Annotated in this window: 13 protein-coding genes and 1 riboswitch; of the genes, 7 read left to right on the forward strand and 6 right to left on the reverse strand. The window is 67.9% G+C overall.

From position 1 onward, the window contains the following. The first annotated feature begins 14 nt into the window (after positions 1-14). Positions 15-2,288, forward strand: a complete 2,274-nt coding sequence (purL, locus tag D6T63_RS08450; protein ID WP_407923731.1) for a phosphoribosylformylglycinamidine synthase subunit PurL — start codon at positions 15-17, stop codon at positions 2,286-2,288. Positions 2,289-2,327: 39 nt separating this feature from the next. Here purL and D6T63_RS08455 read toward each other — a convergent pair whose 3' ends face one another. After that, on the reverse strand, positions 2,328-2,729 hold the full coding sequence (locus tag D6T63_RS08455; protein WP_147394323.1) for a hypothetical protein: 402 nt from the start codon (positions 2,727-2,729) through the stop codon (positions 2,328-2,330). A 241-nt stretch (positions 2,730-2,970) separates the two neighbouring features. On the opposite strand from D6T63_RS08455, the gene D6T63_RS08460 reads away from it, so the two are divergent. Next, entirely contained in the window at positions 2,971-4,590 is a 1,620-nt protein-coding gene (locus D6T63_RS08460; protein WP_120148578.1) for an amidase family protein, read from the forward strand. Positions 4,591-4,669: 79 nt separating this feature from the next. Here the strand turns inward: D6T63_RS08460 and D6T63_RS08465 are convergent, their stop codons facing one another. Continuing rightward, positions 4,670-5,236, reverse strand: a complete 567-nt coding sequence (locus tag D6T63_RS08465) for a DUF1990 family protein (RefSeq protein WP_120148579.1) — start codon at positions 5,234-5,236, stop codon at positions 4,670-4,672. Between the two features lie 183 nt (positions 5,237-5,419). Between D6T63_RS08465 and D6T63_RS08470 the strand changes: the two genes are divergently transcribed. Then, on the forward strand, positions 5,420-6,268 hold the full coding sequence (locus D6T63_RS08470; protein WP_120148580.1) for a DUF1206 domain-containing protein: 849 nt from the start codon (positions 5,420-5,422) through the stop codon (positions 6,266-6,268). 3 nt (positions 6,269-6,271) lie between these two features. Here D6T63_RS08470 and D6T63_RS08475 read toward each other — a convergent pair whose 3' ends face one another. Next, on the reverse strand, positions 6,272-6,688 hold the full coding sequence (locus D6T63_RS08475; RefSeq protein WP_120148581.1) for a CoA-binding protein: 417 nt from the start codon (positions 6,686-6,688) through the stop codon (positions 6,272-6,274). A 252-nt stretch (positions 6,689-6,940) separates the two neighbouring features. On the opposite strand from D6T63_RS08475, the gene D6T63_RS08480 reads away from it, so the two are divergent. The 4 genes from D6T63_RS08480 to acs all read left to right on the forward strand — a co-directional run bounded on the left by D6T63_RS08480 (position 6,941) and on the right by acs (position 11,674). Then, positions 6,941-7,753, forward strand: a complete 813-nt coding sequence (locus D6T63_RS08480; RefSeq protein WP_120148582.1) for an ABC transporter ATP-binding protein — start codon at positions 6,941-6,943, stop codon at positions 7,751-7,753. A gap of 98 nt (positions 7,754-7,851) precedes the next feature. Further along, positions 7,852-8,889, forward strand: a complete 1,038-nt coding sequence (locus D6T63_RS08485; protein ID WP_120148583.1) for an aliphatic sulfonate ABC transporter substrate-binding protein — start codon at positions 7,852-7,854, stop codon at positions 8,887-8,889. Then, complete coding sequence (locus D6T63_RS08490) at positions 8,886-9,749, forward strand: ABC transporter permease (RefSeq protein WP_120148584.1); 864 nt, start codon at positions 8,886-8,888, stop codon at positions 9,747-9,749. Before D6T63_RS08485 ends, D6T63_RS08490 begins: the two co-directional genes overlap by 4 nt. After that, on the forward strand, positions 9,740-11,674 hold the full coding sequence (acs, locus tag D6T63_RS08495) for an acetate--CoA ligase (RefSeq protein ID WP_235830636.1): 1,935 nt from the start codon (positions 9,740-9,742) through the stop codon (positions 11,672-11,674). The genes D6T63_RS08490 and acs overlap by 10 nt, the downstream gene beginning before the upstream one ends. A gap of 74 nt (positions 11,675-11,748) precedes the next feature. Here the strand turns inward: acs and D6T63_RS08500 are convergent, their stop codons facing one another. The 3 genes from D6T63_RS08500 to D6T63_RS08510 form a co-directional block, all read right to left on the reverse strand. Continuing rightward, the gene (locus D6T63_RS08500) at positions 11,749-12,411 is read right to left on the reverse strand and encodes a DUF6766 family protein (protein ID WP_120148585.1); all 663 of its coding nucleotides are present in this window, start codon (positions 12,409-12,411) and stop codon (positions 11,749-11,751) included. A gap of 220 nt (positions 12,412-12,631) precedes the next feature. After that, positions 12,632-13,528 (reverse strand): LysM peptidoglycan-binding domain-containing protein, encoded by an 897-nt coding sequence (locus tag D6T63_RS08505; protein WP_120148586.1) that lies wholly within the window; start codon positions 13,526-13,528, stop codon positions 12,632-12,634. Between the two features lie 3 nt (positions 13,529-13,531). Further along, positions 13,532-13,712: riboswitch (cyclic di-AMP (ydaO/yuaA leader) on the reverse strand. A gap of 119 nt (positions 13,713-13,831) precedes the next feature. Further along, entirely contained in the window at positions 13,832-14,059 is a 228-nt protein-coding gene (locus D6T63_RS08510; protein ID WP_120148587.1) for a hypothetical protein, read from the reverse strand. Positions 14,060-14,154 lie beyond the last annotated feature (95 nt).

Consider the following 14,154-nt stretch of genomic DNA (forward strand, 5'->3'; position numbering starts at 1 on the left):
TGACTGCAGGGACAATGTCCAAGAAGTTCAATATCGACACGGTCGCGAACGCCGAGGCCACCCCGGGACAGGCGCTCCCCTGGGCCGAACTGGGGCTGAAGGAGAACGAGTACAAGCGCGTCGAGGAGATCCTGGGCCGCAGGCCCACCGGGGCAGAGCTGGCCATGTACTCGGTGATGTGGAGCGAGCACTGCTCCTACAAGTCCTCCAAGGTGCACCTGCGCCAGTTCGGTGACAAGGTCACCGACGCCATGAAGGAGCACCTGCTCGTGGGTATCGGTGAGAACGCGGGTGTCGTCGACATCGGGGACGGCTGGGCCGTGACCTTCAAGGTGGAGAGCCACAACCACCCGTCGTTCGTGGAGCCGTACCAGGGCGCGGCTACCGGCGTCGGCGGGATTGTCCGCGACATCATCTCGATGGGCGCCCGTCCGGTCGCCGTCATGGATCCGCTGCGCTTCGGCGCGATCGACCACCCCGACACCGCGCGCCTCGTCCACGGCATCGTCGCGGGCATCGGCGGTTACGGGAACTCACTCGGCCTGCCGAACATCGGTGGCGAGGTGGTCTTCGACTCCGTCTACCAGGGCAATCCGCTGGTCAATGCCCTCGCGGTCGGCGTGCTGCGCCACGAGGACATCCGGCTCGCCAACGCGTCCGGCGCCGGCAACAGGGTGGTCCTGTTCGGCGCCCGCACCGGAGGTGACGGCATCGGGGGCGCGTCCGTGCTCGCCTCCGAGTCCTTCGATTCCTCGAAACCGTCGAAACGTCCCGCCGTCCAGGTGGGGGACCCGTTCGCGGAGAAGGTCCTGATCGAGTGCTGCCTCGAGCTGTTCAAGGCCTCTGTGGTCGAGGGCATCCAGGACCTCGGTGCTGCCGGTATCTCGTGCGCGACATCGGAACTCGCCTCCAACGGGGACGGCGGCATGCATGTCGAGCTCACCAACGTCCTGCTGCGCGACCCTTCGCTGACTCCGGGGGAGATCCTCATGTCGGAGTCGCAGGAACGCATGATGGCCGTGGTCACGCCCGCGAACGTCGAGGCGTTCGAGGCGATCATGGACAAGTGGGCCGTGGAGTACTCCTGGCTCGGCGAGGTCACCGGCACCGGGCGCCTCATCATCGAGTGGGACGGCGAGAAGATCGTCGACGTAGATCCCCGCACCGTCGCCCATGAAGGACCCGTCTACGAGCGGCCCTTCCACCGCCCCGAGTGGCTCGACGCCGTGCAGGCGGATGCCTTCAGGCCGGAGCAGCCGGCAGACCTGCGCGAGGCCGTCCTCGAACTGATGGCCTCACCCAACATGTGCTCGAAGGACTGGGTGACCGACCAGTTCGACCGTTATGTGCAGGGCAATACCGCGCTCGCCATGCCGGACGACGCCGGTGTGGTCCGCGTGGACGAGGAAACCGGTCTGGGCGTCGCCATCTCCACGGACGCGAACGGCCGCTACTCCTACCTCAACCCGTACGAAGGGGCGCGCCTGGCCCTCGCCGAGGCCTATCGCAACGTGGCGACGTCGGGCGCCGAGCCCCTCGCCGTCACCGACTGCCTGAACTTCGGCTCACCCGAGGACCCCGAGGTCATGTGGCAGTTCGTCGAAACCGTCCGCGGCCTCGCCGATGCCTGCCAGGAACTCGGCGTGCCGGTCACCGGCGGCAACGTCTCCCTCTACAACCAGACCGGTGGCGTCGCCATCCACCCCACGCCGGTGGTCGGTGTCCTCGGCGTGTTCGATGACGTCGCGCGCCGCACGCCGTCGGGCTGGCGGGAGGACGGCCAGGCCGTCTACCTGCTGGGGACGACGGCGGCCGAACTGGACGGCTCGGAGTGGGCCAACCTGCGCGGACACCTCGGCGGGAAGCCTCCGGCGCTCGACCTCACGGCGGAGAGGACCCTCGCCGCGATCCTCGTCAACTGCTCGCGTGACGGCATGATCGACGCCGCCCACGACCTCTCGGAGGGCGGGCTCGCCGCCGGCCTGAGCGAGATGGCGCTGCGCTTCGGCGTCGGTGCCCGGATCGGGCTCGACGAGGTCTGCGAGCGCGACGGGATCGACGCCTTCACGGCCCTGTTCAGCGAGAGCCAGGCACGCGCCGTCGTGAGCGTGCCCCGCTCGGAGGAGGTCCGCTTCAACGACATGTGCACGGCGCGGAACTTCCCCACCATGCGCATCGGCGTGGTGGACACGGAGAACGAGGCGCTCGACGTGCAGGGGTACTTCAACCTGCCGATCGACCAGCTCCGCGAGGCGCACCAGGGGACGCTGCCGAAGCACTTCGGCTAGGAGTCCGGTCGGCGGGACGGCGTCCCGCCGACCGGAACGTCAGACACGCCGGCGGTAGTGGTCGTGGGTCAGTTTCAGCTGCTCGACCCAGAACTCGAACTTCCGGTCCTCGGACGCGCCGGCCTCGAGGTGTCCCAGATTCTCTGCCAGCGAGTAGAAGCCATCACCGGGGCCATCGGAGGCGGAGAGCTTCACGACGGACGACACCATGAATCGGCTGTGCAGAAGATCGGCTTTGACGATGTCGGCCAAGAGCGTCCCGAGCGCCGCGCGGTCGGTGTCCCGCGAGAAGTCGAAGGGCACTGTGTCCGCGTCCTCGCTCACTTCACGGTTGAGATCCGAGTAGAGGATCCATTCCTGCCTGCGGGCGGTGTGTACCATGATGTTCCTGGCAGCCTCCATCATCAGGCTCCAGTCCTCGTCGGAATATCCGTGTGGCATCCTGCCCCTCTCGATCGGCTCCCCGAAAGCCTAGCTGCCGCCCGACGAGGGTCACAGCGGTGAGCGACACCAGGGGCCGGGTCCGGCCGGAGGACACGAGGCATGGACATGACGTAACCGCGGCGTAATGCTGCCGCCGCCGCGAGGAAACGCACCGCTGGTGGGATGGCACAGTCCCCCGGAGCGCGACCACCCCCGCGTTTCCGTCGGACCTGCTCATCACCTCATCAAAGGACACCGAATGCCTTTCATCCTCTCGCCGTCGCGGCCCCGTGCCCGGCGCGTCACCGCAGGTCTCGCCACGGGACTCCTGGCCGCTGCCGTCGTCGCCGGTCCCGCCGTAGCCGCACCCAAGCCCATCGCCCTCGACCTCAGCACCGCCGGTGTCGCCGAGGTACAGGCGGGGCTGGCGTCCCGCAGCTTCACCTCCGAGGCCCTGGTGCAGGCGTATCTTGAACGCATCACCGCAGTGAGCATCAACGGACCACACCTGAACGCCGTGCGCGCCATCAACCCCTCCGCGCTGGCGGATGCGAAGGCGCTCGACGCCGAGCGGAAGAAGGGCACGCTTCGTGGCGCCCTCCACGGGGTGCCCATCCTGGTGAAGGACAACATCGACGTGGCCGGGATGCCGACGACCGCCGGCTCGGTGGCCCTCGCCAACTCCTACCCCGCGGCGGACGCCCCTCTGGTCACCGAGCTGAAGAAGGCAGGTGCGATCATCATCGGCAAGACGAACCTGACCGAGTTCGCGAACTTCATGACCAACGGGATGCCCGCCGGCTACAGCTCGCTCGGCGGCCAGGTGCTGAACCCCTATGACGCCAGCCAGACGCCGAGCGGTTCCAGCGCGGGCTCCGGCTCGGCAGGCGCGGCTGGGCTCGCGACGCTCACCGTCGGCACGGAGACCTCCGGGTCCATCCTGAGCCCCGCGCGGGCCAACTCACTGGTGGGCGTCAAGCCCACCGTCGGCATCGCCAGCAGGACCGGCATCATCCCGATCTCCGCCACACAGGACACCGCCGGACCCATGACGAAATCCGTGTACGACGCCGCGGCCCTGCTCACGGCGATGACCAGCATCGACCCCGAGGACCCCGCGACGGCTGCCAACCCGAGCGACGCCGCCGACTTCACGGCGGCCCTGAGCGACAGCGCGCTCGTGGGGAAGCGCCTCGGTTTCGTAGCGAGCACCACCGATCCCGTATACACGGCGTCACTCGACGCGCTGCGGGCCCAGGGTGCGACGCTCGTGCCCGTCACGGTGGGCGGCAGCACCGCGCCCAGCATCCTCACCCTCGAATTCGAGCGTGACCTCAACGCCTACCTGTCGCGTCTACCCGAGAACGCACCGATGGACACCCTGAGCGACATCATCACCTACAACAGCGCCAACGCACCGGCAGCGCTGAAGTTCGGGCAGACACTCCTCACCGACTCGGAAGCCGTCGACCTCGACGATCCTGCGCAGCAGGCGCAGTACGTGGCGGCACGGGACACGGGACTCACCCAGAGCAGGGCAGCGATCGATTCCGTCCTCGCCGCCAATGACCTGGACGCAATCGTGTCGAACTCGGGGACCACAGGCGTCGGCGCGCGGGCGGGCTACCCGTCGGTCATCGTCCCTTCGGGATACTCCGAGGCGAACCGTCGGCCCTCCGGCGTCGTCTTCCTCGGCACTGCCTGGAGTGAAGCGTCCCTGCTGGGATTCGCCTACGACTTCGAGCAGGCCACCAAGGCCTGGCAGTCACCCCAGAACATCAACCCGTCGCTGTTCCGCTGCACATCGGTGGTGCCGGTCAGCGAGTGGGACTCCTCCTGCACGACCGCCGACGCAAAGCCGGGCAAGGGCAAGCAGTAGCGGGCACCGTCGCTGCCAGGACGTAGCGACGGCAGACAGCAAGGAGGAGGCCGTTGCCCCGAGGGGTGACGGCCTCCTCTCAGCCGGCCGAGGCCAACGCCCGCGCAGCTCTTATGTACCGCGAGAGGACGAATCGCTGCGTGAGCCGGGTCAGGGGTGATGCGAGCCGGAAGGCGAGGCCGGCCGGAACGCTGTAGGCGGAGCAGATGAACAGCAGCCGGTTGTCCGCCGTCAGCTCCGCGTAGAAGCCCTCCTCCCCCTTGACCGGATGACCTGGCAGCGTGCCGTAGCCGAACCCGCCCCGCTGGCCGGGCACGGCCCTGCCGGCACCGTCGAGCTGTGGAGCCCTCGACCAGATGACCCTGCACGGCGCCTTGATGCGCGCGGGACCCACGCCGAAACCAGCCACCACGACAACCCCCGGCTCGGCTCGCCTGGCGTCGGACCGCATGGTGAGCCCCGCCCCGCGGTGAAGTTCCCACGCGAGGATGCCTTCCGTCAGAGCGATGAAAGCGGCCGAGGGGTCGTTCGTCGCGATCTCACGGGACTCGACCATCACGGTGTAGCCGGGCGGCCACCTCCCGTCGAAGGACTCCGGGAACGGCCTGTCCGTCGCGCCGCGATCCCCGTACGTGAACTGCTCCATGCATCCTTCTTCCATCGGTGCTCGCCGGCGGCGTCCCTACCCGGGTTCGATCGCCGTCCCGCGTCCCAACGTAGTGGATCCGGCAAGCCGGCGGCGGGACATGGAACGGTTCCGGTGGGAGGATGAGAGCCCGGATTCATCTGCACGTCCAACCCACCGTTCCGACAGGAAAGCAGGACCATCATGGCATCAGGGACGGCGTCCAACAGGAGGCACAGGGGCGCGGCCGACACCGCGACCGACGCCGCAGAGGATGCTGCTGATTCGAGAGGCTTCGAGCTCGCAGCCCGCGCCGGCTACGTCGCGGCGGGCGTCCTGCATTTCCTGATCGGGCTGATAGCGCTCGGACTGGCGAGAGGTGGGGCCGGCAGCGCGGATCAGAGCGGTGCCATCGGCCAGCTTGCGAGCAGCACGGGCGGAACAGCGCTCCTGTGGTTCTGCTTCATCGGCTGCCTTGCGCTCGCCCTGTTCCAGTTCAGCGAGATCTTCTTCGGCGCCAAGGCACTCCGTGACAGGAAGAAGCTCACCTTCAGGCTGAAGAGTGGTGGACAAGCCGTCGTCTACGCCGTCATCGGCGCAACGTTCGGCCGGTACGCGCTCGGTGGTTCGAGCGACAGCAGCAGCACCACGAGTTCGCTGAGCGCCTCCCTGATGTCCAACCGGGCGGGCGCCGCACTCCTTCTCGCGATCGGTGTCGGCATCATCGTCGTCGGGGGCTACTTCATCTACAGTGGCGCCACGCGTCGGTTCCGGCGAAAACTCTCGGGGCTGCCCCCGGACAGGATCGGCACCGCCGTCACGGCCCTCGGGATCGTGGGCTACATCGCCAAGGGCTTCGCACTCGGAGTCCTCGGGGTCCTCGTCGTCGTCGCCACCGTCACGAACAACCCCGAGCAGTCCACCGGGCTCGACGGCGCGCTGAAGTCCCTCCGCGACCAGCCATTCGGAACGTGGCTCCTCGGCGCAGTGGCCCTGGGCCTCATGGCCTACGGCGTCTTCATGGTGGCGCGCTCGAAGTACCAGCGCATGTGACGGTCACAGCCCGAGCGCCGGCGCCTCCATGGCAGGACACGCGTTCATCACGACGTCGAGTCCTGCAGCGGCGGCCCGGCGGGCGGCGTCCTCGTCGATGACCCCCAACTGCAGCCATACGGCGCGCGCGCCGACGGCGATGGCCTGATCCACGACGGCGCCCACGCGAGACGAGTTGACGAAGCAGTCGACGACGTCGATGTCCCCCGGGATGTCCGCGAGCAGGGTGTAGCCCTTCTGCCCATGCACGTCGTCGCCCCTGAGGCTCACCGGAACGACGTCCATACCGAGGGCCTGCATCAGGAACCGTGATACTCCTACCGCGGCCCTGCGCGGGTTGTTCGACAGGCCGACCACGGCCCATCTGCCGTGCTCGGTCAGGAGCCTCCTGATCACCTCTGGATCGTTCCGGTGTGCCATGGTGCCTCCCTGGTGCCGATTGTTACAGCCTTTGTTACACGCTCCATTTTGCTCCCGAAGCGCTGCGGGCGTTTCATGGAAGTGACCATCCCGAGCGGCCGAGAGACCTGGATCGATGAAGCCGCAGCAACCCTGGTCGTCCGACGTCCCCTGACGTCGGACGGTAACAAGGATCGAGCCGTGGGAACCACCGTGACACGGTGGCGAAGGCTCGGTCCGTAGGGTGCTACCGCCAGGACCGATGGAGATACCATGACCGCAGTTCTGGCACCCAGCACTACCCAGTCCCACTCCAAGCAGGCCCTCGCCGTGCACTTCTCCGGCCTCGGGCGCAGCTTCGGACCGGCCGACAACCGCCGCGTCGTCCTCAGGGACGTGTCCGTGCAGGTCGAGCCGGGCGAGATCCTGGCCATCCTCGGCACGAGTGGCTGCGGCAAGTCCACCCTCCTGCGCGCCGCCGCCGGGCTGGACGTCCCCGACAGCGGCGAGGTCCTGATCGATGGCACCCCGGTGGCCGGCATCGACGAGCGGTGCGCCGTCGCCTTCCAAGAACCGCGACTTCTGCCGTGGCACACCCTGCAGGCCAATGTGGCGATCGGGTTGCCCAAATCCTCCAGTGCGAGCGCCGGCAAGGCGAAGGTCCTCGAGTTGCTGAAACTCGTGGGCCTCGACACCTTCGCCAAGCACCGACCGCGGGAGGTGTCCGGTGGCATGGCCCAGCGCACATCGCTGGCCCGGGCGCTGGCCCGCAATCCGGGGGTGCTGCTGCTCGACGAACCGTTCGGGGCGCTCGACGCCCTGACGCGCATCAAGATGCAGGACCTCCTCCTGGACATCCACAGCGCACAGCCCACGACGGTGCTGCTCGTCACACACGACGTCGACGAGGCCCTCCAGCTCGCGGACCGCATCCTCGTGCTCGGGCGGAACGACGACGGGCAGGACGGTTCCACCGTCGCGGAGCTCGTCCCCGTACCCGGCGCACGTCCGCGCAACCGCAACTCCACGGAACTCGGCGCCCTTCGCAGCTCGCTGCTCTCGATGCTCGGCGTTACCGGGCACTAGCCCGGACCTCCGCACTCAGCCCTGCCCGCACCGCGTCTCCCTGGACCGCGGGCGCATCCCTGTCTTTCCCCTCTCGCACCAACCATCAAAGGACCACCATGAACCGCCGTGCCTTCCTGCCGACCCTCGCCCTTGCCACCGCTCTCTCATTCAGTCTCAGCGGCTGCCTGGCCGGCGAGAACGCGGCCGACACGCAGCCAGTATCCGAGGACGGGACGCAGGGCGGGACCCTCAACATCGACTTCGCCACCTACAATCCGCTGAGCCTCATCATCAAGGAGCAGGGCTGGCTCGAGGACGAGCTCGCCGACCAGGACATCACTGTCAACTGGGTGCAGTCCGCCGGGTCCAACAAGGCCAATGAGGCCCTACGCGCCGGGGCGATCGACGTCGGCTCCACCGCCGGTTCCGCCGCCCTCCTCGCCCGTTCCAACGGCTCGCCGATCAAGGCCATCGACATCTACTCGCAGCCCGAGTGGGCTGCGCTCGTGACCCTGCCGGACTCCGGCATCACGAGCGTCGAGGACCTGCGCGGCAGATCGGTCGCGGCGACGCGCGGAACGGACCCCTACTTCTTCCTCCTGCAGGCGCTCGAAGCGGCAGGAGTTGACCAGTCGGAGGTGACCATCGAGAACCTCCAGCATGCCGACGGCCGAGCAGCACTGGCCAGCGGCGCCGTCGATGCCTGGTCCGGACTTGACCCGATCATGGCCGCCTCCGAACAGGACGGCGCGCAGCTCTTCTTCCGCGACATCGACTACAACACCTACGGATTCCTCAACGCCACCGAGGACTTCCTCTCGGACAAGCCCGACGTCGCGCAGACCGTCGTCAACGCGTACGAGAAGGCGCGTGAATGGGCGAAGGAGAACCCCGAGGAGACCGCAGCCATCCTCGCAGAGGTCGCCGCTATCGACCCGGCGGTCGCCAGCTCCGTCATCATCGACCGCACCAACCTCGACGTCGACCCCGCGCCGGGCGACGCGCAGCGCAGCGTCCTCGAGAAGATCGGTCCCGTATTCGTCGAGACCGGGGACGTCCAGACCCAGAAGCAGATCGACGACGCCCTCGGATCCCTCTTCGACCCCTCGCTCGTCGAGAAGGCCGACCCGGCCTCCATCGGCTCGGGCTCATGAGTGCCGAGTATGCGACCCCCGTCAGCAAGGAGGGGCTCGAGGCGACGGGCTCGGCGATCACGAGCGCGTCGGCAGCATCGCGCGGCTCCAGGCCGGGAGGAACGGCGGGCCGCCGTGCGGGGATCATCCTCCTCGGGCTGATCGTCCCCGCACTGATCCTGCTTGCCTGGCACCTCAGCACGGCCTCGGGATTCTTCCGCCCGTCGCAGCTGCCCTCGCCGGCGTCCGTACTCGCGGCCGCAGTCGACCTCATCGAGCGCGGGCAGCTCGCCACCCACATCCTCATCTCCACCCAGCGCGTGATCCTCGGGTTCCTCATCGGATCCCTGCTCGGGGTGCTGGCGGGCGCCCTGCTCGGACTCTCGCGCCTCGCCGACGTCCTGCTGACTCCGACGGTCGGCGCCCTCCGCGCCGTCCCGTCCCTCGCATGGGTGCCCCTGCTGGTGCTCTGGATCGGCATCAACGAGGACTCCAAGGTCACGCTGATCACCATCGGCGCGTTCTTCCCCGTGTTCACCACCCTCTACCTCGGGCTGCGTCATGTGGACCGCAACCTCGTCGAGGCCGCTCGCGCCTTCGGGGTGAACGGCGTCCGGCTCCTGACCACGGTCCAGTTGCCCGCCGTCGTCCCGGCCCTCTTCTCCGGCCTCCGGTTGGCGTTGGCCCAGTCCTGGCTGTTCCTCGTAGCGGCCGAACTCATCGCGTCCTCGATGGGGCTGGGCTTCCTGCTCACCGATTCCCAGCAGACGGGCCGCGTGGACCGCATCATCCTCGCCATCATCCTGCTGGCCGTCATCGGCAAGATCACGGACGCACTCCTCGGCATCGCCGAGCGCTGGGCGGTGCGGCGGTGGGCGTAGCGACGACGACGGAGCCTTCGCTTCCGCTCGAGGACGAGGCCGACCGCCTCGCGTTCTGGGCCGAGCAGGCCGCACGGCTCGAGTGGAACACGCCCTGGGACACGCTGCACTCCTTCGAGAAGGCCGAGCTGCAGGCGGATGGGACGCTCAGCGTTCCCGTCATCGAGTGGTTCTCGGGAGGCACGCTGAACGTAGCCGCTAACTGCGTGGACCGGCATGTCCGGGCAGGCAACGGCGACCGTGTGGCGCTCCATTTCGAGGGCGAGCCGGGCGACCGCCGGACCGTGACCTACGCGGACCTGCGGGACGAGGTCTCACGCGCGGCGAACGCGCTGCTCGCCCTCGGAATCGGACAGGGCGACCGCGTGGTCATCTATCTCCCCGTGCTCGTGGAGACAGTCGTCATCACGCTGGCCTGCGCCCGGATCGGCGCCGTGCATTCCCTCGTGTTCGGCGGGTTCTCGGCGGAGGCGCTGCGCTTCCGCGTCGAGGACACCGGCGCCAAGCTGCTGGTGACCACGGACGGGCAGTTCCGCCGCGGCGCCGCGGTACCCGTGAAGGACAACGCCGACGCCGCGGTATCCGGGGAGAACAGCATCGAGCACGTCCTGGTGGTGCGCCGCACGGGCTCGGACGTCAGCTGGACCGAGGACCGCGACGTGTGGTGGCACGACGTCGTCGACACCGCGTCCCCGCACCACGAGCCGGAGGCGTTCGACGCCGAGACCCCGCTGTTCATCATGTACACGTCGGGAACCACGGGGAAGCCGAAGGGTCTCGTCCACACCTCGGGCGGCTACCTGACGCAGGCGTCCTGGAGCTTCGAGCACCTCTTCAGCAACCCGGATGCAGCAGGGCGGGACCGTGACGTCCACTGGTGCACCGCGGACCTCGCCTGGGTCACGGCACATACGTACGAGCTGTACGGACCGTTGTCGAACGGCGCCACCCAGGTCATCTTCGAGGGCACACCGAACACACCGCATGCGGGCCGCCACTTCGAGATCATCGAGCGCTACGGCGTCACCAGCTACTACACGGCTCCCACGCTGGTGCGCTCGCTGATGGGCTGGTTCCCGGACGGAGTCCCGTCCGACTACGATCTCTCGAGCATCCGCGTGCTCGGCACGGTCGGCGAAGCCGTCAATCCGGAGGCATGGCGCTGGTTCCGCCGGAACCTCGGCCGGGACGAGGTTCCCGTCGTGGACACCTGGTGGCAGTCCGAGACCGGCGCCACGGTCCTCTCTCCCAGCCCCACAGACGCCGCCTTCAAGCCCGGCTGCGCTGCGAGGGCACTTCCCGGCCTGAGCACGCGCATCGTCGACGAGGACGGGCTGGGCGTCCCTCCCGGGGTGCAGGGCCTGATCGTCGTGGACCGCCACGGTCCAGCCATGGCCCGCACCGTCTGGGGGAATCCGCAGCGCTACCTCGACTCTTACTGGCGGACGTTCGCGGCGCAGGGGTGGTTCCTCGCAGGTGACGGCGCGCGGTACGACGACGACGGAGACACCTGGATCCTCGGGCGCGTGGACGATGTCATCAACGTGTCAGGGCATCGCTTGTCCACGATCGAGATCGAGTCGGCCCTCGTGGAACATCCGCTCGTGACGGAGGCCGGCGCCTGTCCCATCGCGGACCCGCTGACGGGCCACGCCATCGCTGCCTTCGTCGTGCTGGCATCGGGGGCAGATCCCGAGGCCGACGTCGCCTCGACGCTGCGCGCTCATGTCACGCAGGCGATCGGAGCGATCGCGCGGCCGGCAGCCGTCGTCGTCGTGCAGGATGTGCCGAAGACCCGCTCCGGCAAGATCATGCGGCGCCTGCTGACGCAGCTCTACGAGGGCACACAGCTCGGTGATACGACGTCCCTGCAGAACGAGGGATGCATTCCCGGCATCCAGGACGTCCTCGCCCGTCGTCCGTGAACCCGTGCGGTCCCGACCCGTCAGCGCACCGTTCGGTATCGATGATGCACAGGTGGTGGTCGAAAGAGCGACGATTACGTGTCGGTGTCCCGATGCGCCATCGCGATGGGCTTGGATTCCACACTCCCACGTTCGCGCAGGTAGACGGACGCGCCGATCATCACGGCGATGACCATGAATTCGCTTTGCCAGTTCTGGAAAGATTCGAACCAGAACCGCGACGTCGCCATGTATCCGAACACTGTGACCCCGGGCGCGCCGTGGCTTGCCTGCTCCTCGTTGTAGGCCTCGCTCCCGCCCACGGCGTGCAGCAGGAACGACGCCGCGAACAGGACGAAGAACATGATGGACAGTGAGTGCTCGTACAGCCTGAGTAGAAGGCCGCCGTGGCGCACGGGCCAGGGGGTGTCGCGTTCCGTGGCGGCAGTACGCGGATCGTCGTCCTGCGGTTCGTGCTTGTCCGGCAGCTTCGACTCGGAGGAACCGCGTTGGAACAGGTACGCGGTCAGCACGACGTACATCCCCATCTGCAGGAACTCGGACTCCCAGTTCTCGAACGTCGCCTCCAGGAAATCGCCGGTACCGAAGAAACCGAGGAGGGTCACGCCCGGTTCTCCGTGGGCACGTTGCTCCTCGTTGTAGTTGAGGACGCCGCTGATCACCATACCGACGAAGGAAATCAGGAAGAGGGCCGCATTCACGAGCAGGAGGCCGCGGTCCCTGATCCAGAGCTTCATGATGGTACCCGTCCTTCCTCCGACCGAGCGCGCTGTTCGCTTTTACAACGCTAGGAAGGCGGCAGTGGCTCGGCAAGCGGAATGGTCGCGTCATTGCCGGTTGCATCGCTGCCGGAGCGTACGTTCCTCCGACCGGTCGAGACCACCCCGTTTAACGGAAGGAAGCGGCAGGCGCCCCGTCCAAGCGCCTGCCGCTCCCCGTCAGTGGTCCGTTCCGGTATTAGCCCGCTACCCGAACGAAGGATGCTCCCGCGAGGTCCGAGAGGGGGTGCTGCATGGTCGAGTTCACACCGTTCATGCCGCTGCTGATGACCTGGCCGTCGCCGACGTAGATAGCGACGTGCCCGGAGGTGATCACGATGTCGCCCGGGGCCGGGGAGGCCACGGTGGAACCGAACTGGAAGAACTGCGAGGGGCCGAGGTCACCTGCGGGGATTCCCGCGGCGTTCAGGGCATTCTCGACCAGCACGGTGCAGTCCTGGGTTGCTCCGATCTGCGACTGCGCGGAAGCCACGAGGGTTCCGGCGGCTCCGCTGGCTGATGCCACCGGTGTGATGTCGGCGGAGGCGAGGTACATGCCCGACTCCGGAGCTGCGGACACGGCCGGCGCCGGGGCGACGGCTGCGGCCTGCTGGACCGGAGCCGCCGGGATGGCTACGGGCACCGACACGGCTGCTGCGGGTGCTTGGGCCACGTCACCGGTAGGGATGGTGATGGTGTCGCCCGGGAAGATGACCGAAGCTACCGAGAGCCCGTTGGCACCGATCAGGGTGTTGAGGTCCGCGCCGTAGCTGGCCGCAATGGCACCGAGTGTGTCACCGGCGACGACGGTGTGGGTTGCGCCGGCTGCCGGTGCAACGGCTGCCTCTGCAACGGGTGCAACCGCTGCGGCGGGAGCCTGGACGGCCACGGATGCCACCGTCGTGTCCTGACCGGTGTACTCACCGGCGTTGGCGGTACCGACGGCGCTGAGCGCGAGGCCCGACGTGACGGCAACGATGGCAACGGGACGGCCGACGGTAGTGGCGTGGTTCTTTGCTGCACGGGACAGACCCTGCAGAGCGAGGTTGCCCTCGATAACGGCGCGGTGGCGTGCAGGTGAAGTGATTCGTGACATGGATCTATACCTCTCCCATGCCTGCGGGGTGAGCTGTCGGGTTCGGATGGGAGTCACCCGGCCGCGGGCACCGCCGGTGGGCGGTGGGGTGCGGCTTAACCCCGAGGACGCCTGCAGATGATCTGCGCGCCCGGTGGAACTAGTGGTTCCCCCGTCCCTGCCTTCGTGTTTGCGAACGTATCCCGATCGGCGGCAGGGCTCGGCAATCCATACGGGAGCACCCCACGTGGACGGGGGCACCCGACGACGATAGCCAGCGTTCCGCCGGTTTGTCACATTTGCATAACGGAGGTTACCCTGCCCCTAGACGTGGGCACGCCACCGACGGATCGCGACAACGGTGCCGCCGGAACTGAGGGCGAGCAGGACCGCCTGTTGCACCAGGAACCAGACCGTCGGCTGATCATCCGAGTATCGGATCGCCACGAGGATACTGGCGGCGAGGACGAGGGTCAGGACGACGCCCACGCAGGCAAGGGTGTTCCACAGCCTGCGCTCCTGCAGGCGAGTCGCCGTCTTCCATTCCTCCATGGCTCAACCCTAGGCGCCTGAAAGCATGGAGCCCCACTCGCTGGATGCGAGTGGGGCTGCCCACAGCTTTTTGAGAGAAACGTCGTGGACCTGGA

Source organism: Arthrobacter cheniae (assembly GCF_003602275.1).
GTDB lineage: Bacteria > Actinomycetota > Actinomycetes > Actinomycetales > Micrococcaceae > Arthrobacter_D > Arthrobacter_D cheniae.